Genomic DNA, 22,261 nt, shown 5'->3' with positions numbered 1-22,261 from the left:
CTGCGCCGGGGGGCGTGGAGGGGGGCGTGCCGGGCCGCGCCGTCGATCCCGCGCGCGCGGCGCCCGGCGGGGCCCGCGCCCGCGGCCCCCCCCCCCCCCCACCGGAAGGGGTGAAGAGTCGTAACTTTCCCGTACGGTTCGCGTTCGAGCACGCTAAGAACTACGAGACGCCCTCAGGAGCGCGTGCGGTACGGCCCGGCGGCGAGCGCCGGTGCGCGGGCCGGGACGAGGGCCGGTGCGCAGACCGGTACGCGGGCCGGGGACCGCTCTTCGCGGACGGCCGGGGGCGGGGCGCCGCGCACGCGCGGGCGCGGCCGACACGCTCGCCCCGGCCCGGCGCCTTGCCGCGCGGCCCGTCAATTCCCGGGGAACACCCAGGGGTTGGCCTTGCACTGGATGCCGCCGATGTCCAGGGCCTTCGTCTGCTGCTGCATGATCGGGGCGAGCTCGCCCGGCGTCTTGCAGTTCACGTGCCCGTGCCCGAGCCGGTGGCCGACCTCGTGGTTGATCAGCATCTGGCGGTAGGCGAACATCTGGTCCGCGCCGTACGTCGCCGAGCCCTGCGCCCAGCGGTACGCGTTGATCATCACGCGCTCGGTGGACGCGGAGTCGCAGGAGACGTTGTCGACGGTGGTGTCCAGGCCGGACTTGCGGCACCAGACCCCGGTGGTCCCCGGACTGGCCAGCGTGATGACGAAGTCGGCCTCGCCGCCCGGCACCCGCTCGAAGGTCTTCGTACCGCCGTGGCCCCAGCTGCGGTCGTCGTTCAGAGTGCGGTGGACGGCCTCGGCGAACAGCTGCGGGTCCAGGCCGAGCCCCTGCTCCACGTCGACGCGGTAGCGGACCACCTTGCCCTTGCCGGGGGCGGGCGCGACGCCCGGCACGGTGTCGAACGTGCCCGGCCCCTTCAGCTTCTCGTCGATCGGGAGCTGCTGCGCCATCTTCTCCTCGTACGAGAGCTCCGGCACGGCCAGGGCCACGCCGGAGCTCACCGGGGTCGGCCGGCCCTCGGAGCGGGAGGCCGCGGCGTTCCCCTGGGCGGAATGCCGGCCGGCGCCGTCGGTGGCGGCGCGCACGGCGGCCTTGTCGCCGTCGCCCTCGGAGGTCACCTGACCCGCGACGACGACGGCGAGCACCGTGGTGACGGCCGCGGCGGCCATGCCGGTGTACACGCGCGCCTTGGAGCCGCGCCCCGGCAGCGGGGCCGCCGGCTCCTCGACCGGGTCGGCCGGCTTGCGGGGCGCGGGGATCCGGCGGTGCGAGCCGGTGGCGGTGAAGGCGTCCTCGGCCCCGAACGCGGCACCCGGCACGGGCCCCGCGGCGGGTCCCGCCGCGGTCACGGTGATCCGGCGGTGGGAGCCCGTCGAGGTGACGGCGCCCTCCGCCCCGGCCACCGAGACCCGGCGGTGCGAACCGGTGGCGGTGAAGGCGTCCTCGGCCCCGGGCGCGGAGACCCGGTGGCGGGAGCCCGTGGAGGTCAGCGGCGAGTCCAGCGTGACCTGCGGGAAGCCGACCGCGGGAGTGCCGAAGGCCGGGGTGTCCCCCTCGCGCACCGGCGCCCCGGGGGCGGCGGGCCGGGTGGCGGGCCGGGCGGTCGGCATCCCGCGCCAGTCCCCGTACACGGAGGAAGACGTGGAGGCGGTGGGTGCGGAAGCCGGGTAAGCGGAAGCCGGGCGGGCGGTCGCGGGACGCGGAGCGAACCCCCCGCCCGCGCCCCAGGCGCCGCCCGGTTCGCGCTGCTCGGGGTGTCCGCCGCGGGCGCCGGGCACCTGCTCGTGGCGCGGCGGGGGCACGAACCCGTGCGGGGCCGCGGCCCGAGGGGCGGAAGCCGTCGGCGCCGCCGGGGCGGCCGCCTGGAATCCGGCCCGTCCGGCCGGTTCCGGATGGCCGGGGTCCGCAGCCGGGGCGGGCTCCTTGCGACTATGTCGTCCCACGGCCCTCAGCCCTTTTTGTCTTCGTCGGTATGCGCATCCACGTCCACGTCCACGTCCGCACCGCCGGTGTCGTTCAACAGCCCCCGGAAAGCGGCCTCGACCACCTCGGGGTACTCCATCATCGCCACGTGCCCGGCCTCGGGCAGACACAGCAGGCGCGAACCCCGGTAGGCGGCCGCGGCCTTGCGGGCCATGCGGTAGGAGACCAGCTGGTCCCGGCCACCGTAGACCAGGAGCGTCGGAGCGAGTACCCGCTGCGCCTGGCGCCACAGTCCGTGCTGGCCGCCGAGGGTGTACGCGTCGACGATGCCGCGCGAGGAACGGGTCATCGCGTCCCAGAAGTACGGTAGCGCGAGACGGCGTTCCATCTCCTCGACGGCCGCCGCGAAGGCGTCGGACGTCACTCGTGAGGGGTCTCCGTAACAGAGCTGCGTCACCCCCCGGGTGCGCTGCTCGGCGCTGAGCCCCCGGGTCAGCCGGTCGAGGAGCCCGGCCATGCCGGGTACGGCGAGCAGCGCGGTCGGCACGGCCGACCTCTGCACGCGCAGTTCGGGCAGGGCCGGGGAGATCAGCGTCAGGGTGCGCACCAGGTCGGGGCGGGCGGCGGCGACCCGGGTGGAGACGGCTCCGCCGAGCGAGTTGCCGAACAGGTGTACCGGCCCGCGGCCGGCGGCGTCGAGGTGACGGATCACGGCGCGGGCGAGCCCGGTGACGGAGTAGTCCCGGTCGGCGGGCGGCGGCGACCAGCCGAAGCCGGGCAGGTCCAGTGCCTCGCCGTCGACGTCGTCGGCGAGCCGCGCCATGAGGGCGGACCAGTTCTGCGAGGACCCCCCGAGCCCGTGCACGAAGAGCGCGGGCGGCAGGCCGGCCCGGACCGGCGGCCGGAACCTCACCGCCATTTCCAGTCCGGGCAGCCGGTCGGTGCGCAGCTGCTCCCCCTCGGCCATCCGCACGGCTCCCACCTGGGAAGACGACTCGGCGGTGGACCGCACACCCGGCAGCTCGGTCGAAGACATGGGGCAATGTTACGAGACGATCACGCCCGCCCCGTTGTGTTCGCGGTCACAGGCGTGGGAGAAGCCCCCTGGCGGGGTATCCGCGATCCTCCTAGGCTCATAAGAGGAAAGGGGAGTCCCATGACTGTCGACCCTGCGGAACCGGACACCTTCCAGGAGGAGCTGCGGGAATCCCCGGGAGCGGAGGCCCCCGAGGCGGACGCGGCGGAGCAGAACACCGAACTGGTTCCGAGCGAGGACGACGCGCTCGCCGACCTGGATCTGCGCGAGGCCGCCGACGGGGACGCCGTGGAGCAGACCCGGGTGGTGCCCCTCGACGAGGACGACTACCGCTGAGCGGGCGCCCGGCCTCCACGGACCGCCGCGCGACCGTCGTCCCGCCGCCCGCCCTGCCACCGCCTTCCCGCCTGGCCCCGCGCTGACCAGCATCTCCGGGGGTGACCGAAGGTCCGTACCGCGAGAAAACTCGGCTTGGACCCTCCAGATTCGGTTACCGAAAAGTACGATGGCGGCGCGGCGCAAGGCGCACTGTGTTCTAGAGAAAGTGGGAGGCGGCGTGACAGCCATCGAGCAGACCGAGGCAGCGCGTCCGCGGGGCACGCGACTTCCGCGCCGGGCCCGGCGCAACCAGCTCCTGGGCGCGGCCCAGGAGGTCTTCGTCGCGCAGGGTTATCACGCTGCGGCCATGGACGACATCGCGGAACGTGCCGGAGTCAGCAAGCCGGTGCTCTACCAGCACTTCCCCGGCAAGCTCGAGCTCTATCTGGCGCTCCTGGACCAGCACTGCGAGGCCCTGCTGGTCGCGGTGCGCACGGCGCTCGCGTCGACGAACGACAACAAGATGCGCGTCGCCGCGACCATGGACGCGTACTTCGCCTACGTCGAGGACGAGGGCGGCGCCTTCCGGCTGGTCTTCGAGTCGGACCTGACGAACGAGCCGGCGGTGCGCGAGCGCGTCGACCGCGTCTCGCTCCAGTGCGCCGAGGCCATCTCCGACGTCATCGCCGAGGACACCGGCCTGTCGAAGGACGAGTCGATGCTGCTGGCGGTGGGTCTGGGCGGGGTCTCGCAGGTCGTGGCCCGGTACTGGCTGTCGAGCGAGAGCCCGGTCGCGCGCGATACGGCGGTGGGGCTGCTGACCTCCCTGGCCTGGCGCGGAATCGCCGGTTTCCCCCTGCACCCGACGGACGCCTGAGCCGCGCCGCCCGCGGGTCCGCCGCTCGCCCGTCGGCCCGCCGGGCGGCCGCCGGGCGGTCCGTGGCCGCCTCCTGACGGGCTCCTGGCGGGCTTCTGGCGGGTCTCTGGAGGGCTGCTGTTCGCTGCGAGCGTTTACGCCGTGCGGCGGACAGCTCCGCTCTCCGGGCTAATGTGGACCGGGTAACGGCGCGGCAGATCGCGCGAACGGGACCGTCGGAGGGACAAGGCCGTGGAGGTCAAGATCGGCGTGCAGCACGCACCCCGGGAGATCGTGCTCGAGAGCGACCTGAGTGCCGAGGAGCTGGAGAGCATCGTCACCGCCGCCCTCACCGGGTCGGCCGCGCTGCTGAGCCTCACGGACATCAAGGGCCGCAAGGTCCTGGTGCCGTCCGACCGCCTGTCGTACGTCGACCTGGGCGAGCCCAGCGTGCGCAAGGTCGGTTTCGGCGCGCTCTGAGCAGCGCACGGAGAACCGTCGAGAGCGGCCCGGTGGATGAATCCACCGGGCCGTTTCCGTCTCCTCCGCTTCGGGTAGGAGCGCTGTGAGACACCGTCCCGTTACGCCCCCGTCGCTTTGGGAGGAACCCCGATGCTGCTGATCGAGGCGCTTGGCTCCGCTCTGCTGGGCCTCGCCCTGTCCGGAGCGGCCGTCCGAGTACTCGCGCGGCGGCTGCCGGAGCCCAGGACGGTGCTGGTGAGCGGGATCGCGGGAGCCCTCTTCGGCGCGTACCTGACGCACACGGCGCTCGGCCCCGGGCACAACTCCCTGCTCGCGACGTTCACCGGCGGCGTGCTGGTGTCGGCGGTGGTCCTCTCCCTGTTGCTGCGCCCGGCCCAGCAGAGCGGGAGGCCGTCCCCCCGGACTCCGTTTTCGGTTCCGACGCGAGGCTGAATGACCCCCCTGCCTCCCCGGAGGCCGAGGACTGACGACCGCGACCGGCGGTCCCGCTCCAGACGACGTACGCCGGCCCCGGCGCGGAGTTCCGCGCCGGGGCCGGCGTACGTCGTCGTATGGGGAGCGGGGGTACGGGTCAGGCCGCGAGGCCCAGGGCCGCCATGCGCTTGGTGTGCGCCTTGGTGATGCGGGTGAACATCTCGCCGACGGCCGCGAGGTCGAAGCCCACCGCCATCCCGTCGACGCCGCCCACGAGCATGGTGGAGAGCGCGTCGCGCTCGGCGACCACGCGCTGCGCCTGCGACAGGGCCTCGCCCATCAGCCGGCGGGCCCACAGCGCGAGCCGGCCGCCGCAGCGCGGGTCGGCCTCGATCGCGGCGCGCACCTTCTCGACGGCGAAGCCGCCGTGGCCGGTGTCGTCGAGCACGCTCACGACGAGTCCGCGGGTGTCGGTGTCGAGGTGCGTGGCGACCTCGCGGTAGAAGTCGCTGGCGATCGAGTCACCGACGTACGCCTTGACCAGGCCTTCCAGCCAGTCCGAGGGCGCGGTCTGGCGGTGGAAGTCGTCCACGCCCTTCGCGAAGGGCTCCATGGCGGCGGTCGGGTCCACGTCGACGGCGGCGAGGCGGTCGCGCAGCCTCTCGAAGTGATGGAATTCGGCGGAGGCCATCTTGGCGAGCTCGGCCTTGTCACCCAGGGTGGGCGCGAGCTTCGCGTCCTCCGCGAGGCGTTCGAAGGCCGCGAGTTCGCCGTACGCGAGTGCCCCGAGAAGGTCCACCACGGCCGCCTTGTACTGCGGTGACGCGGAGGCGGTGGCCCAGTCCTGGGCGGCGATCCCGGTTGCCTCGGCGGGGGCGCCGCCGTCGGCGGGCGATGCGTTTTCAACGGTCGACATGCTCCGCACAATAGCTCGCCGAAAGGCGCCACGAACCACCTGCTCAGTCCACGTAAACGCGCCTACCTGGTGAATTCACCCAACACAGCTGCGAGATTCCGGGGTACAGTGGTAATGCGCCTGCCGAACACTCGGCGGGCCATCCCGAATGAGGATGCCCGGTCGGTGGCCCGATCGGCTCCACCCGACCGCCCTCGGCGTGATGCGTACGTTCATGCGTACCGCCTCCCACGAGGGGCCCCCTCAGCGGCATAAAGCGCCTGAGCGAAGGCTCGTGGTCCCGCGCAGCTTTGCACGGCTCCCCCAGAACCTGGGTGGGCGAAGTATTGCAAGCCCGGCACGGTACGACCCCCCTTCGCCGCCTCGCGCCGCGTCTCACAGAAGAGGCAGCACCCTGACTACGTTCCGAGACCTCGGGATCCTTCCCGAGACGGCCGAAGCCCTTGAGGCCGTCGGCATCGTGTCCCCCTTCCCGATCCAGGAGATGACCCTCCCCGTCGCCCTTTCCGGCACGGACGTCATCGGCCAGGCCAAGACCGGAACCGGCAAGACGCTCGGTTTCGGCCTTCCCCTGCTGGAGCGGGTCACCGTCCCCGCGGACGTCGAAGCCGGCCGGGCCAGGCCCGACCAGCTGACCGACGCCCCGCAGGCCCTCGTGGTGGTTCCGACCCGCGAGCTGTGCACCCAGGTCACCAACGACCTCCTGACCGCGGGCAAGGTCCGCAACGTCCGCGTCCTCGCCATATACGGCGGCCGCGCGTACGAGCCCCAGGTCGAGGCGCTCAAGAAGGGCGTCGACATCATCGTCGGCACCCCGGGCCGCCTGCTCGACCTGGCCGGGCAGAAGAAGCTCGACCTGTCGCACGTCCGGGCCCTGGTCCTGGACGAGGCCGACGAGATGCTCGACCTGGGCTTCCTGCCCGACGTCGAGCGGATCATGAACTACCTGCCGCCGAAGCGTCAGACCATGCTGTTCTCGGCGACCATGCCGGGCGCGGTCATCGGCCTGGCCCGCCGGTACATGACGCAGCCGACGCACATCCGCGCCGTCTCCGAGGACGGTGAGGGCGCGACCGTCGCCAACACCACGCAGCACGTCTTCCGTGCGCACAACATGGACAAGCCGGAGCTCGTCTCCCGCATCCTGCAGGCCGAGGGCCGCGGCCTGGCCATGATCTTCTGCCGTACCAAGCGCACGGCGGCCGACATCGCCGAGCAGCTCGAGAAGCGCGGCTTCGCCTCCGGCGCCGTCCACGGCGACCTGGGCCAGGGCGCACGCGAGCAGGCCCTGCGCGCGTTCCGCAACGGCAAGGTCGACGTGCTCGTCTGCACCGACGTCGCCGCGCGCGGCATCGATGTCGAGGGTGTCACCCACGTCATCAACTACCAGACGCCCGAGGACGAGAAGACCTTCCTGCACCGCGTGGGCCGCACCGGCCGCGCGGGCAAGAAGGGCATCGCCGTCACCCTGGTCGACTGGGACGACATCCCGCGCTGGCAGCTGATCAACAAGGCGCTGGAGCTGGACTTCCACGACCCGGTGGAGACGTACTCCACGTCCCCGCACCTGTACGAGCAGATGAACATCCCGGCCGGCACCAAGGGCACCCTGCCGCGCTCCGAGCGCACGCGGGCGGGCCTGAAGGCCGAGAACCTCGAGGACCTGGGCGAGACCGGCGGCCGCGGTGGCCGTGGCGGTCGTGACCACGGCCGCGACGGTGGCCGCGACGGTCGCGGGGCTGCCCCCGCCGCCGCCGCGGAGGTCGAGGAGCGTGCCGCCCGTACCCGTACGCCGCGTCAGCGCCGCCGCACCCGTGGCGGTTCCGAAGCCGGCGCCGAGGCCGTGGCCGTGGCCGCCGTCGTGACCCAGGCGACCCCGGTCGCCCCGGTCGCCCCGGTCACCCCGGTCACCCCGGTCACCCCGGCCGTCGAGGCTCCGGCCGTCGAGGCTCCGGCCGTCGACGAGCCGCGCAAGCCGCGCCGCCGCCGGGCCCGGTCCGCCGCCCCGGCCGCGACCTTCGTCGCCGCGCTGGAGCCGCTGGCTCCGCGGGTCCCCCCGGCCCCGGAGCCCGACTTCCAGATGGCCCCGCTGGTCGAGCCGGTCCGTCCGGCGCGCCGCACCGCCGTCCGCGCCCCGCGCAAGGCCGTCGCGACTCCGGTCGTCGAGGTCGTCGCCCAGGCCCCCGCCGTGGCCGAGGCCCCGGCGGCTCCGGCCGCCGTCGCCGCCGTCGTCACGGAGGAGGCTCCGGTCAAGCCGAAGCGCACGCGGACCCGCAAGGTCGCCGCCGCCGCTCCGGTCGCCGAGGCCGCCGCCGAGACCGCCGCCCCGGTGGCCGAGGACGCTCCGGTCAAGCCGAAGCGCACCCGCACCCGCAAGGTCGCGGCCCCGGTGGAGACCACCGAGGCGTAACCGCGCTCCCGATGGCCCCGTTCCCCTTCCGAGGGGGGCGGGGCCATCGTCGTACAGTCGTACGGGCCGGTAACCTCGGGCCATGAGCAAGCCGCCGACCCTCACCCTGCCGCCCACGGGGCGCGCGTACCGCCTGGACACCGCCCGCGGCGAGTTCGCCGTGCAGGAGGCCGGGCCGCACGACGGCGTGCCGCTGCGCGGCACCGCCCTGCTGGTGCCCGGCTACACCGGCAGCAAGGAGGACTTCATCGGCCTCCTGGGGCCGCTGGCCGCCGCCGGGTACCGGGTGGTCGCGGTGGACGGGCGCGGCCAGTACCAGAGCGGCGGCCCGCGCACGCAGGAGCCGTACGCCCTTCAGGAGCTGGCGCGCGACGTGCTCGCGCAGACGGCGGCCCTGGACTCCGCCGGCCCGGTGCACCTGCTCGGGCACTCGCTCGGCGGGCTGATCGTACGGACGGCCGTGGTGCGGGACCCGGCCCCGTACGCGAGCCTCACGCTGCTGAGCAGCGGCGCGGGCGCGGTGTGCGAGGAGCAGCGGGCCCGGACGAAGCTGCTCGTCTCCGCGCTGGAGCTGATGGGCGACGACATGGCGGGCATCTGGACCGCGATGCGCGCGATGGATCCGCGCGACGCGGTCCCCGACTCCCCCGAGCTCGCCGCGTTCCTGCGCGACCGGTGGGTGGGGACGGTTCCGGAGCAGCTGATCGTCACCGGCCGGGCGCTGATCGGCGAGCCGGACCGGATCGACGAGCTGGCGGCCGCGGCGCCGGGGCTGGCGAAGCTGGTGCTGTCGGGGGCGTCGGACCCGGTGTGGCCGGTGTCGGAGATGGACGGCATGGCGCGGCGGCTGGGCGCGGCGCGGGTGGTCGTCCCGGGGACGGAGCACTCGCCGAACGCGGAGGACCCGGCGTCCACGGCGGCGGCGCTGGCGGCGTTCTGGGACTCCTCCGAGGGCCCCTCTACCGACTCCCATACCGGTTAGTAGTTAGACAGTGAAAAAATTTCCTTAGCGTAGGGAATGTTTGCGGCTTACACTTCGTTAACCCTGTACAAGGAGAAACACTGACGAAGGGAGAAGCCCCATGCGCTTCGAGATTCTGCGCCTGGACGACGTCGACGGGTCCGCCGTGGACAGCACCGTCGTGGACGCGGCCTCCGTCAACCGGATCGTGCAGCAGGCCGCGGCCATCGGCCAGCGCATCCTGATCCGACCGGCCGAGACCGCGTCCAACTGACGGACCGACGTCCACCCCACCGAACCGAACGCCCCCGCACCGACTTCCGGTACGGGGGCGTTCGCATGCGCGCTGACGGACGGAGCCGGGCGCTAGGACGTGTGGATCACCTGGAGCACGCCGTTGATGATCTGCTGGACGGCGATGGCGGAGAGCATCATGCCCGCCAGCCGGGTCACGAGGACCACGCCGCCGTCCTTGATCACGCGGATGATGACCAGCGAGTAGCGCATCACCACCCACAGCACGACGTGCATCGCGACGATCGCGGACCAGACCGAGACCTGACCGGTGAGCCCGTCGGCCTTCTGCACCGCCAGGATGACCGACACGATCGCACCGGGTCCGGCGAGCAGCGGCATGCCGAGCGGCACGAGCGCGACGTTCACGTCCTTGGTCTGCGTCGGTTCGTCGGCCTTGCCCGTGAGCAGGTCGAGCGCGATGAGCAGGAGCAGCAGACCGCCCGCGATCATCAGCGCGGGCACGGAGACGTGCAGGTAGTCCAGGATCTGCTGGCCGCAGACGCCGAAGACCGCGATGACCCCGAAGGCGACGCAGACGGCCTGCCAGGCCATGCGGCGCTGCACCTTGGCGGGCCGGCCGGAGGTCAGGGCGAGGAAGATGGGCGTGATCCCCGGGGGGTCCATAATCACAAAAAGCGTGAGAAACAGGGATCCGAAGACGGCGAAATCGAGCACGGTGATGCCTTGCAGGAGAGGGGTGTGAAGAAAAGGGGCGGAGCGGCGCGGTGGGGTGCGCCGTGTGGTGGAGCGGCGGCAGCGGTCAGCCGCGGACGCGTCCACCCGCGCCGGGGACGGGGAACGCCCCGGTGGCCCGGCGCGTGATCTCGCCGTAGATCTCGGGGTCGGTCGTGTGGTCCCCGAGGTGGCAGGTCTTGCGGCTGCCGTGGTAGTCGCTGGACCCGGTGGTCAGCAGACCGAGGTCGCCGGCCAGGCCGCGCAGGCGCGCGCGGGTGGGGGCGTCGTGATCCATGTGGTCGACCTCGATGCCGTCGAGGCCGGCGGCGGCGAGCACGGCTATGGCCGACTCGGGCACGCACTCGCCGCGCTTGACGGCGGCCGGGTGCGCGAAGACGGTGACCCCGCCGGCCGCCTTGACCAGGCGGATCGCGTCGAAGGGGTCGAGCTCGTGCTTCTGCGCGTACGCCCGGCCCCCGTCGGCGAGCCACTGCGCGGTGAAGGCGTCCGACACGGTGCGCACGACGCCGAGCTCGACGAGCGCGGTGGCGATGTGCGGCCGTCCGACCGAGCCTTCACCGGCGATCCGGTCCACCTGCTCCCAGGTGACGGGGACGCCGAGGGCCTGCAGCTTGCCGACCATGGCCTGGGCGCGGGGGGTGCGGTCGTCGCGCACGAGCTCGCGCTCGCGGGAGAGCTCGGGCTCTTCGGGGTCGAAGAGGTAGGCGAGCATGTGCAGTCCGATGCCGTCGAGGCGGCAGCTCAGTTCGGCGCCGGTGACGAGGGTCAGCCCCTCCGGAAGCGCCGCGATCGCCTCGCGGTGGCCGCTCACGGTGTCGTGGTCGGTCAGTGCGACGACGTCGAGCCCGGCGGCGGCCGCGTTGCGGACCAGCTCGGCGGGGGTGTCGGTGCCGTCCGAGAACGTGGAGTGGGCGTGCAGGTCGATGCGCACAGCCGAACTCCAGGGTTCACACGCGGACGGGGGACGCTCCAGGATACCGTCCGTCCGGGCACGGCGGAGCGAGGCCGGTGCGGCGCTCCGGCGCCGGGCGGGGCGGGCGGGGCGAGCGGTCCGAACCGCGCGAGCGGTGCGTCAAGGGGAGATGAGGCGCGGGCTCAGCGCCCCGCAGGGGAGGAGCTCGACCTCGGCTCCCGCGTCGCGCAGGTCCGTCAGCACGAGCTCGTCGTACATCAGGAGCCCCGACTGCTCCGGCCAGACGATGGCCCACAGCCACAGCCCGCGGGCCTCCCCGGCGAAGACGGCACGGTCGTCCGGGACTCCCTTCACGTGCCACAGCGGTGTCAGACGCCCCGCGGCGACGACCTTCGCGTGGGGCGGGGCGGAGACGTCCATGTAGGAGCCCGGATCGGGCGCGTCGATGCCCGCGAAGCGCGCGCCCAGGCCGACGCCCAGCTCCTCCGCGATCAGCACCAGCTCGCCGATGCCGCCGAGCGGGCCGGGACCGGAGCAGGCCACGGCCGTGGCCCGGCCGCCGCTGCGGTCGTCACCGGCGGCCGCGATCCCGGTGAACAGCCATCCGACGGGCAGCGGCCACGGCATCCACACCGGCACCTGCGCCCGGTTCACCACGACGCCCAGGCCTTCGACGCTCGGCGGGATCACGGGCTGCAGGGGGTGCACCGCGCCGTGCTCCGCGCACTGCCAGGAGTCGGCGAAGAGTCCGGGCGCCCTGACCCGGCCACCACACTTCGGGCAACTCGGTTCGCCCCTCATAGGAAGCCACGCTCCTCCCCGCCGGGCGCCCCGTCAAGACGCGATCACCCGTCCGGGCGGCCGGATGTCCCGGCGGTCCCGCTCAGTCCAGCGCCACAGCCGTACGCAGAGGGTCCCGCAGATCCGTCCCGCGCGCGAGCCAGCGTTCCTGGAGGGCCGCCGCGCCGTGCACCCGTTTCCAGGCCGCCTCGTTCGCCGTCATCGGCAGGAGCGGGAAGAAGGCCACCGGGCCCATGGGGGCCTCCAGCTCCACGTCCTCCACCAGCCCGCCCGGCTCGGCCACCAGCACCGAGGTGAACGGCGCCCCCTCCCACAGGGGTTCCCCCACGTCGAGCGAGGCTCCGGGCGCCACGACCAGCCCCTCCACCTGGGGCGAGGCCCCCAGTACCGCCAGCGGCCGCAGCAGCTTGTCGGTGGGCGCGAGTCCGCCCCGTACGGTCAGCACGAGTTCCGCGCGCGGCCCCCGCAGAGGATCGGCGACCACGACCGTGGGGTCGGCCATCGGATGGGCGGACATGCCGAGGGTCGCGTAGCGCACGAGGTCTCCCTCGGTGAAACGGAGGATCTCGATGCGGTCGGTGCCCAGGAAGGTGACGGCGGCGCGGGCGTCGGGTTCACCGAACGAGGCACGCAGCCGGGCTTCCACAAGGGCCAGAATTTCTGCCATGGAGCGAGCATAGAACTCGTATCAGCCGGGTAAAGGGCGGGTCTTGACCATCCGTCGGCTGTTATCGTTGACCGTTGGTCGGGGACGCTCTCAGAAGAGAAGTCTCAGTGCCCCGGCGACAGGACGTCCCCTACGGGGGACCGGCCGGAGGAGGTGGGGCTGCGGTGGATCGAAGTCGATCGTGCAGTACCAATCGCTCTTCCACTTCGCGTACGGGCATCCCGCGTCCCCGTTGATCCCCCTCCGGGATCAGTCGAAGAGCGACGGCAGAACTCATGTCCTCCCGTCCTGTTCCTTCCGCCTGCCCCGGGCCTGCCGCCCGCGGCGACGGCGTCACCCGGAAGGGACCTCCCACCCGTACGGTCCGCAGCCGTGCGCGCGAAGGAGCCTGCCATGTCGATGCTGCCCTATCTCCGTGCCGCCGTCCGTCCGGCGCTGCGCAGGTCCACCCCCGTCCAGCCCGGCTACGACACCACCCGCGACCCTTCGGCCGGCACCGCCGTCGTCGACTGCGCGGTGTACCGCGACGGCCGACGCGCCCAGGGAACCGGCCGCCTGACGCCCCGTGAGGCGATGCGCCAGGTCCGCCAGGACGGGGGGTTCGCGTGGATCGGCCTGCACGAGCCGACCGAGAGCGAGTTCGCCGGCATCGCCGCCCTGTTCGGCCTGCACCCGCTCGCCGTGGAGGACGCGGTCCACGCCCACCAGCGGCCGAAGCTCGAACGCTACGACGACACCCTCTTCACCGTCTTCAAGACGATCCACTACGTGGAGCACGCCGAACTCACCGCGACCAGCGAGGTCGTGGAGACCGGCGAGGTGATGTGCTTCACCGGCCCCGACTTCGTCATCACCGTCCGGCACGGCGGCCAGGGGTCCCTCAAGGGCCTGCGCCACCGCCTCCAGGACGATCCGTCGCTCCTCGAGAAGGGTCCCTCCGCCGTCCTGCACTCCCTCGCCGACCACGTGGTCGACGGGTACATCGCCGTCGCCTCGGCCGTCCAGGACGATATCGACGAGGTGGAGAGCGAGGTGTTCGCCGGCCCCGCCAGAGGCGCCGTGCGCGGCGGCGACGCGGGCCGCATCTACCAGCTCAAGCGCGAGGTCCTGGAGTTCAAGCGGGCCGTCTCCCCGCTCCTGCGGCCCATGGAACTGCTCAGCGAGCGCCCGATGCGGCTGGTGGACCCGGACATCCAGAAGTACTTCCGCGACGTCGCCGACCACCTGGCGCGGGTGCACGAGCAGGTCGTCGGCTTCGACGAGCTGCTGAACTCGATCCTCCAGGCCAACCTGGCGCAGGCGACCGTCGCGCAGAACGAGGACATGCGCAAGATCACCTCCTGGGCGGCGATCATCGCCGTACCGACGATGATCTGCGGCGTGTACGGGATGAACTTCGAGAACATGCCGGAGCTGCACTGGCGCTACGGCTATCCGATGGTGATGGCCGCCATCGCCGGCAGCTGCTTCACCATCCACCGGGCACTGCGCCGCCACGGCTGGCTGTAGCCGCGCGACCGCCCCTGGCTACCCTGTGCGCATGACTCTCAGCGCGCTCGAACTGGCCCTCGTCGAGGAGGCCACCAAGAAGTCCGGCCTCATCTGGGTCCGCGGCTCCGGGCCCGACCGCGGACTGTGGCACGCCTGGGTGGACGGCGCGGCGCACGTGCTGGGCGACGGGCCCGGGGAGCAGCCGTTCCCGGGGCTCGCGGACGGGGCGCCCGCCGAGGTGACCGTGCGCAGCAAGGACAAGGGCGGCCGGCTCGTCGCGTGGACGGCGACCGTACGCGAGCTCGTGCCCGGGAGCGAGCCGTGGGAGGCCGCGGTGGCCGAGCTCAAGGGCAAGCGGCTCAACGCCCCCGACTCGGCCGAGATGACCGCGCGGTGGGCCCGGGAGTGCCGGCTGCTGCGCCTGGAGCCGCAGTCCGTGCGCGACGGGCTTCCGGACGGGTCCCTGGCCGCGGCTCCGCTGGACTCCCCGGCGACGACCCGCCTGGCCGCGCCGGCCGCGCTGCCTAAGCTGCTGCTGAAGCGCAAGAAGGCGGCCCGCGGCCGGTAGCCGCCGGTGGCGGCCGCCGACGGGGCCGGGCCGTGCCGGAGCGGGGTCAGCCCTTCGGGGCGGTGCCCTGGCCGGAGCCCTTGGGCGCGGGCGGGGTGGCACCCGTCCCCTGTCCCTTGGTCGTCGGCAGCTGGGATCCGTAATCCACCGTCTGGTCCTGTGCGGGCGGGGCCAGTTCGACCGGCTTGCCCCAGTCCTCGAGGACCACCCGGCCGGCGCCGCCCGCGCGTTCCATGAGCAGCGGGTAGGGGGTGCCCTCCAGGGAGACCGAGAGTTTGCCGCCCGCGCCCTCCTCCGCCGTGACCTGCACGGCCCGGATGTGCCCGACCTTGCTGTAGTCGCCCTTGGCGAGCTTCCCGTCGAGCCCGAGGAGCCCGTCGAGGAGCACGTGCATGTCGGTGAACCCGCGGAACTGCTTGTACGAGGGATCGGCCTCGGGCACCTTCACGAACTTGTCGCCGAGCTTGCCGGCCGCCTCGGACTGGCCCCAGAACTTGGTGCCCGCCTTGAGGTAGAGCTGCTCCCCCACCCTCAGCAGCTGGAAGGTGGTGTCGTCCTGCGCCTTCACCTCGCCGGAGCCGCCGTCGGCCCCCAGGCGCATGTCGAGGGTGAAGGATTTGCCGCCGCTGACGAGGGTGCCGGACAGGTGCACCGACCGGGCCTGCGTGGCCGCCTCCTTCGCCTTGGTCTCGATCTGCTCGGCGGAGAGCTTCCCGACCCCGTTCGTCCCCTCGTCCGGATCCGCACCGCACCCCGCTGTGACGACGGCCAGGCCCGCGCACAGGGCACCGACGAGGGCGGCCCGGCGCAGCCGTACGGCGGGGAAATAGGCGGTCACGGGCAGGTGCCTCTCGTCGTTCCTCTGCGAGCAGCTGGCAGCGTACCCGGCGCTGCGCCCGGCCCCGCGCGGACCGCCCCACCAGGAGGTTGCGGCGGGCACGGGCTAACCTGAAGGACGGCAGTACCAGTGATCGACGGATGACGCACGCTCGTAGGAGGCGCTCGGATGGCGGCAGGCGCCCCACGGATCTTCGTCTCGCATCTGTCGGGTGTGCCCGTCTTCGACCCCAACGGCGACCAGGTCGGCCGCGTGCGCGACCTCGTCGCGATGCTCCGGGTGGGCGGGCGGCCGCCCAGGCTGCTCGGGCTGGTGGTCGAGGTCGTGAGCCGGCGGCGGATCTTCCTGCCCATGACCCGGGTGACGGGCGTCGAGTCCGGCCAGGTCATCACGACGGGCGTCGTGAACATGCGGCGCTTCGAACAGCGCCCCACGGAGCGGCTGGTCCTCGGCGAGCTGCTGGACCGGCGGGTGCGCCTGGTCGCGGGCGGCGAGGAGGTCACCGTCCTGGACGTGGCCATCCAGCAGCTGCCGGCCCGCCGGGACTGGGAGATCGACCGGATCTTCCTGCGCAAGGGCAAGTCGGGCGCACTGCGCCGCCGCGGCGAGACCCTGACCGTGGAGTGGTCGGCGGTCACGGGCTTCTCGCTGGAGGAGCACGGGCAGGGCGCCGAGAACCTGGTCGCCACCTTCGAGCAGATGCGCCCGGCGGACGTGGCGAACGTCCTGCACCACCTGACGCCCAAGCGGCGCGCCGAGGTGGCGAGCGCCCTCGACGACGACCGGCTCGCGGACGTCATGGAGGAGCTGCCCGAGGACGAGCAGGTGGAGATCCTCGGGAAGCTGAAGGAGGAGCGCGCGGCCGACGTCCTGGAGGCGATGGACCCGGACGACGCCGCCGACCTGCTGTCCGAGCTGCCGGAGGACGACAAGGAGCGGCTGCTCACGCTGATGCAGCCGGACGACGCGGCCGACGTGCGGCGTCTGATGTCGTACGAGGAGAACACCGCGGGCGGCCTGATGACGACGGAGCCGATCGTGCTGCGGCCCGACGCGACCGTCGCCGACGCGCTGGCCCGCGTACGGCAGGCGGACCTGTCGCCGGCGCTGGCGGCGCAGGTGTACGTGTGCCGGCCGCCGGACGAGACCCCGACGGGCAAGTACCTGGGCACGGTGCACTTCCAGCGGCTGCTGCGCGATCCGCCCTTCACCCTGGTCAGCTCGATCGTGGACACCGGCCTGCCGCCGCTGCGCCCGGACGCCTCGCTGCCGGTGGTGACCAGCTACCTGGCCGCGTACAACATGGTCGCGGTCCCCGTCGTCGACGAGAGCGGCTCGCTGCTCGGTGCGGTGACCGTCGACGACGTCCTGGACCACCTGCTGCCGGACGACTGGCGGGAGACGGACTTCCACTCCGAGGGCCCCGAGGGTCCCGAGGACTTCGAGCGCGCGGAAGGGGCCGTACGTGGCCACTGAACGGGGGCGGGGCGAGCAGGCGCGCGAGCGGCGCCGGGAGCAGATCCGTGAGCGCCGCGAACAGGCGCGTGCCCAGGGCCGCGAGTTCGGGCTGGCGGAGGCCGCCGCGGAGCGGGCGGAACGTTCCTCGTTCGAGCGCGGCGAACGCGCGAAGGCCGGCCAGTTCGCCGGGTCGAGCGCGCTGACGCGCTCGCGCGCGCGGCTGGACCTGCCGCGCGCGGCGCGCCGGCGGCTGCTGCCCGAATACGACCCGGAGGCCTTCGGACGGCTGTCGGAGCGGGTGGCGCGGTTCCTCGGCACGGGCCGGTTCATCGTCTGGATGACGGTCGTCATCATCGTCTGGGTGCTGTGGAACATCTTCGCGCCGGCCGATCTGCGGTGGGACGAGTACCCCTTCATCTTCCTGACCCTGATGCTGTCGCTCCAGGCCTCCTACGCGGCCCCGCTGATCCTGCTCGCGCAGAACCGGCAGGACGACCGGGACCGGGTCAACCTCGAACAGGACCGCAAGCAGAACGAGCGCTCGCTGGCCGACACCGAGTACCTGACCCGCGAGATCGCGGCCCTGCGGATGGGTCTGGGCGAGGTCGCCACGCGCGACTGGATCCGGTCCGAGTTCCAGGACCTGATCAAGGAGATGGACGAGCGGCGGCTATTCCCGGCCGAGAGTGACGAAGGCGACCGCTAGCAGCCTTTCCTGCGGCCCGCCACTGCGCCGTACCATCGGTGCATGGCTACCGACACAAGCTCCGCCACCGACGCCGCCGTGCCCGAGCAGGACGCGATCCTGGACGCGCTGGCGACGGTGAACGACCCCGAGATCCACCGGCCGATCACCGAGCTCGGCATGGTCAAATCGGTGGAGATCGGCGACGGCGGCGCGGTGGCCGTCACGGTGCTCCTGACGGTGTCGGGCTGCCCCATGCGCGAGACGATCACCACGCTCGTCACGGAGGCCGTCCAGCGGGTCCCCGGCGTCACCTCGGTCGTCGTCACGCTGGACGTGATGAGCGACGAGCAGCGCAAGGACCTCGCCACGACCCTGCGCGGCGGCACCGCCGAGCGCGAGGTCCCCTTCGCCAAGCCCGGCTCGCTGACCCGCGTCTACGCGGTCGCCTCCGGCAAGGGCGGCGTCGGCAAGTCCTCGGTCACCGTCAACCTGGCGGCCGCGATGGCCGCCGACGGCCTCAAGGTCGGCGTGGTCGACGCCGACATCTACGGCCACAGCGTGCCGCGCATGCTCGGCGTGGAAGGCCGCCCGACCCAGGTCGAGAACATGATCATGCCGCCGTCCGCGCACGGCGTGAAGGTCATCTCCATCGGCATGTTCACCCCGGGCAACGCCCCGGTGGTGTGGCGCGGCCCGATGCTGCACCGCGCGCTCCAGCAGTTCCTGGCCGACGTCTTCTGGGGCGACCTGGACGTGCTCCTGCTGGACCTGCCCCCGGGCACGGGCGACATCGCGATCTCCGTGGCGCAGCTGGTGCCGAACGCCGAGATCCTCGTCGTGACCACCCCGCAGCAGGCGGCGGCCGAGGTCGCGGAGCGCGCCGGCTCGATCGCCGTGCAGACGCACCAGAAGATCGTCGGCGTCGTGGAGAACATGTCCGGGCTGCCCTGCCCGCACTGCGACGAGATGGTCGACGTGTTCGGCTCGGGCGGTGGCCAGAAGGTGGCCGACGGCCTCACGAAGACGGTCGGCGCGAGCGTGCCGGTGCTCGGCTCGATCCCGATCGACGTCCGGCTGCGCGAGGGCGGCGACGACGGCACGCCCGTCGTCCTGTCCGACCCGGACTCCCCGGCGGGCGCGGCCCTGCGGGCCATCGCGGGCAAGCTGGGCGGCCGCGCCCGCGGCCTGGCGGGCCTCTCCCTGGGCATCACGCCGCGCAACAAGTTCTGACGGGGTGCGGGCCGTCGTTGCGACGGGCCGCGCAGTGAAGGGCACCGCCGGCCGGCGGGGCCCTTTCCCGTAGCGGGACGGGTACCGGTTACGGGTACCCGTACGCCGCCCACTCGTACGACGCGTGCGACGCGTGCTCCGCGTGCTACTCGTACGCGCCGAGATCGGCGATCGCCGAGAACCCGATCCCGTACGCGCTCATCCCGCGCCCGTACGCACCCAGGTGCACCCCGCTCCCGGTCGAGCCGGCGAGGACCCACCCGAACTCCGATTCACGGTAGTGGAACACCGTCGGCTCCCCGTCCACCGGCAGGGACAGCGTCGACCAGTCCTCGCCGTCGAGCGCGTCCGCCAGCTCCCACGCGGCCTCGGTCTGCTGGTCGAGCCAGTCGTCGCGCAGGGTGTGGTCCATCTGGCCGGGCCAGCTGTAGGCCAGCAGCCCGGAGCCGGCCAGCCAGGCCGCCGAGGACACCGAGGTGGCCTCCAGGACGCCGGTGCCGTCGCCGCTGCGGCGCAGCGGGTTGCTCGCGACGGTGACGACCACCGCGAAGCGCTCCTTCTCGCCGGTGGCGATCTCCCCGCGGGCGGAGGGCTCGTCGCCGTGTCCCGTGGATCCGTGCTCCACGCTGCCGTCCGCGCCGGTGCCGACCTGCATGAGCCAGCGGGCGCCGGTGAAGGCCTCGTCCAGCCCGTACCAGGGGAAGTCGGCCCGCAGGTAGCCCTCAGCCGCCCGGCGGGCCGCCGGTACGGGTGCTGCGGCTGCCTCCTGGGGCAGCTGTGGATGCTCTTGGGGCGCCGTCTGCGGGGGCGCGGTCGTCGCGGGACTCTCCGTCGTCGCGTCCGCGGGCTGCGTGCCCACCCTGCTGCTGCTCGTCGTCTCCATCTGCGCGGCCTCTCGTTCCGTGGGGTCCGGAACGGCCCTCCCCCCAGCTTGGCTGGGGGGACCCGCCCCTCGGGCGTCCTGGGTCCGGACTCATGGAGGATAGCCATCCGGCCCCGGATCGCCCGGCAGACAGGCGCGCGCGTGGTGCCGGGTGACTCAGGTGGCGTCCGCGTCGAAGGGCGTGCGCCGCTCCTGCGCCGGGGTGGCGGGCTTCTTCACCATGTCCGGGCGGGCGGCCGGCGCGGGCGTGGCGCCGTCTCCGGTGGTCACGGCCGGAACCGGGTCGGGGGCCTGGGCGGCCTCCTTGCCGTTGACGGCGTCGGTGACCTCGTTGAGCTCCTTGCGGAGGTCGAAGCTGCTGCGGATGTCCTTGAGGTCCTCGTTCTCCGACAGCTGCTTGCGGATGAAGTTCTTCGGGTTGAGGTCCTCGAACTCGAAGTCCTTGAACTCCGGGCCGAGTTCGGAGCGGATGTCCTGCTTCGCGCTGTCCGAGAACGCGCGGATCTTCCGGATGACGCCCGTGACGTCCTGGATGACCTTGGGCAGCTTTTCCGGGCCGAAGATGAGAATGGCCAGCACGACGATCGTGACCAGCTCGAGTGCGCCTATGTCGTTGAACACCTTGCCGCTCCTCGGCTCTACTCCGGCCAACATCGGGTCAGACCCGACACACGGTACCCGGCCGGGCTTGCGGGCCCCTACATCAGGACCGGCTTTGGCCCACCGGTCCGCTTTTCGTCATGACCCGTTCGCCGAACCGAGGACCATTTCCAGCGTGCGCTCGGAGCCGTCCCGCAGCACGGTCAGGGTGAGCGGGTCGCCCGGCCGGTGGGACCGGATCTTGATGACGAGCTCGTCGCCGCCGTGGACGCGGACCCCGTCCACCTTGGTGATCACGTCACCGGGCTTGATCCCGGCGGCGGCTCCCGGCCCGCCGGCGGCGACGGCCGGCTTCCCGCCCTCGCCCTTCTCCCCCACCCGGGCGCCGTCGCCGGAGTACTCCATGTCGAGGGTGACGCCGATCACGGGGTGCGTGGCGTGGCCGGTGCGCATGAGCTCCTCGGCGACGCGCTTGCCCTGGTTCACGGGGATGGCGAAGCCGAGGCCGATGCTGCCGCGCTGGGAGCCGGAGCTGTCGCCGCCGTCGCCCCCGCGGATCGCGCTGTTGATCCCGATGACCTGGCCCCTGGCGTCGAGGAGCGGCCCGCCGGAGTTGCCGGGGTTGATCGGCGCGTCGGTCTGCAGGGCGTCGACGTAGCTGACGTCGCTGCCGTCCCCCTTGTCGCCGCCCGCGGTGATGGGCCGGCCGGTGGCGCTGATGATGCCCGCGGTGACGGTGTTGGAGAGGTCGAAGGGGGCGCCGATGGCCACGACCGGATCGCCGACCTTGACGTTCTCGGAGTTCCCGAGCGCGAGGGGCCGCAGCCCCCGTACCCCGGCGACCTTGACGACGGCCAGGTCGTAGCCGGTGTCGCCGCCGACGAGTTCGGCGGCGACGCTCTCGCCGGTGCTGAAGGTGACCGTTATGTTCCGGGCGCCGTGGACGACGTGGTTGTTGGTGAGGATGTGGCCCTGCGCGTCGAGGACGAAGCCGGTGCCGGTCGAACTGCTCGTCGCGCCGTTCACGTGCAGGGTGACCACGCCCGGCAGTGCGGAGGCGGCGATCCCGGCGACGCTCTCGGGGGCCCGGCCCCGGTCGGCGGCCGGGGCGGCCTGCGGGAGTTCCAGTCGCGTGTTGGCCTGCCGCTCGGCGAGGACGCCCACGTAGCCGCCGATGCCGCCGGCGAGGAGGGCGACACCGAGGCCGATGACCAGCCCCTGCCGGAACCCGACGCGCCGGGACCCCGCCTTGCCGTGGTCCACGCCGTGCAGCGGCCGCGCGGCCCAGGGGTCGTACCGCGGGTCCGCTCCGGTGTCCGCCACCGCGTCCGTACCGGCGTCCGTACCGACGTCCGTGCCCGGCTCCGCCCGCGGAGCCGGTACGGCCCCCTCGTGCGCCCCGTGCGACCCGGCCGGGGCCTCGGGCCGGCTCCACCAGCGCGGCTGCCGGGGCGCGGGGCCGTCCGGTGCCCCGTCGGCGGGGGCCGGGGCCTGGGCTGAGGCCTGGACCTCGTCGGCCGGAGCGGCCTGGGCCTGCGCCTGCGCCAGGTCCCGCGCCGGAGCCGCCGGATCGGTCTGCTGACTGTCGGACATGGGCGCTCCCCGCGTACCTGTCTCCGCCGGCCGCCCGCAGCGGCACCATCTGGCGCAGATTCAACCAGGTCCCCCGCCCGGGACGACCCGGCGGGCCGAAAAGACCGCCTTCCGGGCTCAGCCGGTCACGGCGGGACGGCCGGCCCGCGGGCCGGCCGTCCCTACCGCGACAGGGAGACCGGACGGGCCGAGGCCGAGGCCGAGACCGACGCGGCGGGCGGGGAGGCCGG

The 22,261-nt window shown here is 73.1% G+C and carries 23 protein-coding genes; 12 read left to right on the top strand and 11 right to left on the bottom strand.

Going from position 1 to position 22,261, the window contains the following annotated elements; genetic code table 11:
- Positions 1-356 precede the first annotated feature (356 nt).
- Together ACWF9Z_RS35225 and ACWF9Z_RS35220 are read right to left on the bottom strand one after the other, a co-directional pair.
- Positions 357-1,934: a DUF3152 domain-containing protein gene (locus ACWF9Z_RS35225; protein ID WP_453609512.1), complete on the bottom strand. Its 1,578-nt coding sequence runs from the start codon at positions 1,932-1,934 to the stop codon at positions 357-359.
- Positions 1,935-1,939: 5 nt separating this feature from the next.
- On the bottom strand, positions 1,940-2,950 hold the full coding sequence (locus ACWF9Z_RS35220; protein WP_453609511.1) for an alpha/beta fold hydrolase: 1,011 nt from the start codon (positions 2,948-2,950) through the stop codon (positions 1,940-1,942).
- Positions 2,951-3,070: 120 nt separating this feature from the next.
- Here ACWF9Z_RS35220 and ACWF9Z_RS35215 point away from each other — a divergent pair, with 120 nt between their 5' ends.
- From ACWF9Z_RS35215 to ACWF9Z_RS35200, 4 genes are all read left to right on the top strand, one after another.
- Entirely contained in the window at positions 3,071-3,286 is a 216-nt protein-coding gene (locus tag ACWF9Z_RS35215; RefSeq protein ID WP_453609510.1) for a hypothetical protein, read from the top strand.
- Between the two features lie 220 nt (positions 3,287-3,506).
- Complete coding sequence (locus ACWF9Z_RS35210) at positions 3,507-4,145, top strand: TetR family transcriptional regulator (RefSeq protein ID WP_453609508.1); 639 nt, start codon at positions 3,507-3,509, stop codon at positions 4,143-4,145.
- A gap of 231 nt (positions 4,146-4,376) precedes the next feature.
- Entirely contained in the window at positions 4,377-4,604 is a 228-nt protein-coding gene (locus ACWF9Z_RS35205; protein ID WP_356654969.1) for a DUF3107 domain-containing protein, read from the top strand.
- 132 nt (positions 4,605-4,736) lie between these two features.
- On the top strand, positions 4,737-5,039 hold the full coding sequence (locus tag ACWF9Z_RS35200; RefSeq protein WP_356654971.1) for a hypothetical protein: 303 nt from the start codon (positions 4,737-4,739) through the stop codon (positions 5,037-5,039).
- Between the two features lie 139 nt (positions 5,040-5,178).
- On the opposite strand, the gene ACWF9Z_RS35195 is transcribed toward ACWF9Z_RS35200, so the two are convergent.
- Complete coding sequence (locus tag ACWF9Z_RS35195) at positions 5,179-5,937, bottom strand: ferritin-like fold-containing protein (RefSeq protein ID WP_453609506.1); 759 nt, start codon at positions 5,935-5,937, stop codon at positions 5,179-5,181.
- A gap of 214 nt (positions 5,938-6,151) precedes the next feature.
- Between ACWF9Z_RS35195 and ACWF9Z_RS35190 the strand changes: the two genes are divergently transcribed.
- From ACWF9Z_RS35190 to ACWF9Z_RS35180, 3 genes are all read left to right on the top strand, one after another.
- Positions 6,152-8,347, top strand: a complete 2,196-nt coding sequence (locus tag ACWF9Z_RS35190) for a DEAD/DEAH box helicase (RefSeq protein ID WP_453609515.1) — start codon at positions 6,152-6,154, stop codon at positions 8,345-8,347.
- Positions 8,348-8,429: 82 nt separating this feature from the next.
- On the top strand, positions 8,430-9,329 hold the full coding sequence (locus tag ACWF9Z_RS35185; RefSeq protein WP_453609504.1) for an alpha/beta fold hydrolase: 900 nt from the start codon (positions 8,430-8,432) through the stop codon (positions 9,327-9,329).
- 100 nt (positions 9,330-9,429) lie between these two features.
- Positions 9,430-9,582 carry a hypothetical protein gene (locus ACWF9Z_RS35180; RefSeq protein WP_356660541.1) on the top strand — a complete coding sequence of 51 codons (153 nt, stop codon included), beginning with the start codon at positions 9,430-9,432 and terminating at the stop codon, positions 9,580-9,582.
- Between the two features lie 92 nt (positions 9,583-9,674).
- Here the strand turns inward: ACWF9Z_RS35180 and ACWF9Z_RS35175 are convergent, their stop codons facing one another.
- From ACWF9Z_RS35175 to ACWF9Z_RS35160, 4 genes are all read right to left on the bottom strand, one after another.
- Positions 9,675-10,280: a MarC family protein gene (locus ACWF9Z_RS35175; RefSeq protein WP_453609502.1), complete on the bottom strand. Its 606-nt coding sequence runs from the start codon at positions 10,278-10,280 to the stop codon at positions 9,675-9,677.
- Between the two features lie 85 nt (positions 10,281-10,365).
- On the bottom strand, positions 10,366-11,232 hold the full coding sequence (locus ACWF9Z_RS35170) for a PHP domain-containing protein (RefSeq protein ID WP_453609500.1): 867 nt from the start codon (positions 11,230-11,232) through the stop codon (positions 10,366-10,368).
- 141 nt (positions 11,233-11,373) lie between these two features.
- Positions 11,374-12,015, bottom strand: a complete 642-nt coding sequence (locus ACWF9Z_RS35165; protein WP_453609499.1) for a DUF6758 family protein — start codon at positions 12,013-12,015, stop codon at positions 11,374-11,376.
- An 82-nt stretch (positions 12,016-12,097) separates the two neighbouring features.
- A complete protein-coding gene (locus tag ACWF9Z_RS35160; protein WP_356660533.1) occupies positions 12,098-12,682 on the bottom strand; it encodes a suppressor of fused domain protein in 585 nt (194 codons plus the stop codon).
- Positions 12,683-13,075: 393 nt separating this feature from the next.
- Between ACWF9Z_RS35160 and ACWF9Z_RS35155 the strand changes: the two genes are divergently transcribed.
- Positions 13,076-14,191, top strand: coding sequence for a magnesium and cobalt transport protein CorA (locus ACWF9Z_RS35155; RefSeq protein ID WP_453609497.1), 1,116 nt, complete (start codon positions 13,076-13,078; stop codon positions 14,189-14,191).
- 31 nt (positions 14,192-14,222) lie between these two features.
- Positions 14,223-14,741 (top strand): hypothetical protein, encoded by a 519-nt coding sequence (locus ACWF9Z_RS35150; protein WP_453609496.1) that lies wholly within the window; start codon positions 14,223-14,225, stop codon positions 14,739-14,741.
- Between the two features lie 46 nt (positions 14,742-14,787).
- On the opposite strand, the gene ACWF9Z_RS35145 is transcribed toward ACWF9Z_RS35150, so the two are convergent.
- On the bottom strand, positions 14,788-15,579 hold the full coding sequence (locus ACWF9Z_RS35145; RefSeq protein ID WP_453609495.1) for a hypothetical protein: 792 nt from the start codon (positions 15,577-15,579) through the stop codon (positions 14,788-14,790).
- 168 nt (positions 15,580-15,747) lie between these two features.
- Here ACWF9Z_RS35145 and ACWF9Z_RS35140 point away from each other — a divergent pair, with 168 nt between their 5' ends.
- From ACWF9Z_RS35140 to ACWF9Z_RS35130, 3 genes are all read left to right on the top strand, one after another.
- A complete protein-coding gene (locus ACWF9Z_RS35140) occupies positions 15,748-17,055 on the top strand; it encodes a magnesium transporter MgtE N-terminal domain-containing protein (RefSeq protein ID WP_453609493.1) in 1,308 nt (435 codons plus the stop codon).
- Between the two features lie 181 nt (positions 17,056-17,236).
- Complete coding sequence (locus tag ACWF9Z_RS35135; RefSeq protein ID WP_453609514.1) at positions 17,237-17,743, top strand: DUF1003 domain-containing protein; 507 nt, start codon at positions 17,237-17,239, stop codon at positions 17,741-17,743.
- Positions 17,744-17,785: 42 nt separating this feature from the next.
- On the top strand, positions 17,786-18,955 hold the full coding sequence (locus ACWF9Z_RS35130; protein ID WP_453609491.1) for an Mrp/NBP35 family ATP-binding protein: 1,170 nt from the start codon (positions 17,786-17,788) through the stop codon (positions 18,953-18,955).
- 145 nt (positions 18,956-19,100) lie between these two features.
- Here ACWF9Z_RS35130 and ACWF9Z_RS35125 read toward each other — a convergent pair whose 3' ends face one another.
- From ACWF9Z_RS35125 to ACWF9Z_RS35115, 3 genes are all read right to left on the bottom strand, one after another.
- Positions 19,101-19,838 (bottom strand): hypothetical protein, encoded by a 738-nt coding sequence (locus tag ACWF9Z_RS35125; protein WP_453609490.1) that lies wholly within the window; start codon positions 19,836-19,838, stop codon positions 19,101-19,103.
- A gap of 156 nt (positions 19,839-19,994) precedes the next feature.
- Positions 19,995-20,459 (bottom strand): sec-independent translocase, encoded by a 465-nt coding sequence (locus tag ACWF9Z_RS35120; RefSeq protein WP_453609488.1) that lies wholly within the window; start codon positions 20,457-20,459, stop codon positions 19,995-19,997.
- A gap of 117 nt (positions 20,460-20,576) precedes the next feature.
- A complete protein-coding gene (locus ACWF9Z_RS35115; protein WP_453609486.1) occupies positions 20,577-22,031 on the bottom strand; it encodes a S1C family serine protease in 1,455 nt (484 codons plus the stop codon).
- Between the last annotated feature and the right edge of the window lie 230 nt (positions 22,032-22,261).

It is taken from the genome of Streptomyces sp. NPDC054961 (genome assembly GCF_053609145.1).
The sequence above is the reverse complement of the archived record's forward strand: the minus strand, read 5'-3'. Positions and strand labels throughout refer to the sequence as shown.

What these genes read in the sequence shown, in the direction of transcription:
- ACWF9Z_RS35220 (WP_453609511.1), bottom strand. Translation starts at nt 2,950, where the DNA reads ATGTCTTCGACCGAGCTGCCGGGTGTGCGGTCCACCGCCGAGTCGTCT.
- ACWF9Z_RS35215 (WP_453609510.1), top strand. Translation starts at nt 3,071, where the DNA reads ATGACTGTCGACCCTGCGGAACCGGACACCTTCCAGGAGGAGCTGCGG.
- ACWF9Z_RS35200 (WP_356654971.1), top strand. Translation starts at nt 4,737, where the DNA reads ATGCTGCTGATCGAGGCGCTTGGCTCCGCTCTGCTGGGCCTCGCCCTG.
- ACWF9Z_RS35195 (WP_453609506.1), bottom strand. Translation starts at nt 5,937, where the DNA reads ATGTCGACCGTTGAAAACGCATCGCCCGCCGACGGCGGCGCCCCCGCC.
- ACWF9Z_RS35190 (WP_453609515.1), top strand. Translation starts at nt 6,152, where the DNA reads ATGCGTACCGCCTCCCACGAGGGGCCCCCTCAGCGGCATAAAGCGCCT.
- ACWF9Z_RS35185 (WP_453609504.1), top strand. Translation starts at nt 8,430, where the DNA reads ATGAGCAAGCCGCCGACCCTCACCCTGCCGCCCACGGGGCGCGCGTAC.
- ACWF9Z_RS35180 (WP_356660541.1), top strand. Translation starts at nt 9,430, where the DNA reads ATGCGCTTCGAGATTCTGCGCCTGGACGACGTCGACGGGTCCGCCGTG.
- ACWF9Z_RS35165 (WP_453609499.1), bottom strand. Translation starts at nt 12,015, where the DNA reads ATGAGGGGCGAACCGAGTTGCCCGAAGTGTGGTGGCCGGGTCAGGGCG.
- ACWF9Z_RS35160 (WP_356660533.1), bottom strand. Translation starts at nt 12,682, where the DNA reads ATGGCAGAAATTCTGGCCCTTGTGGAAGCCCGGCTGCGTGCCTCGTTC.
- ACWF9Z_RS35155 (WP_453609497.1), top strand. Translation starts at nt 13,076, where the DNA reads ATGTCGATGCTGCCCTATCTCCGTGCCGCCGTCCGTCCGGCGCTGCGC.
- ACWF9Z_RS35150 (WP_453609496.1), top strand. Translation starts at nt 14,223, where the DNA reads ATGACTCTCAGCGCGCTCGAACTGGCCCTCGTCGAGGAGGCCACCAAG.
- ACWF9Z_RS35140 (WP_453609493.1), top strand. Translation starts at nt 15,748, where the DNA reads ATGGCGGCAGGCGCCCCACGGATCTTCGTCTCGCATCTGTCGGGTGTG.
- ACWF9Z_RS35130 (WP_453609491.1), top strand. Translation starts at nt 17,786, where the DNA reads ATGGCTACCGACACAAGCTCCGCCACCGACGCCGCCGTGCCCGAGCAG.
- ACWF9Z_RS35125 (WP_453609490.1), bottom strand. Translation starts at nt 19,838, where the DNA reads ATGGAGACGACGAGCAGCAGCAGGGTGGGCACGCAGCCCGCGGACGCG.
- ACWF9Z_RS35115 (WP_453609486.1), bottom strand. Translation starts at nt 22,031, where the DNA reads ATGTCCGACAGTCAGCAGACCGATCCGGCGGCTCCGGCGCGGGACCTG.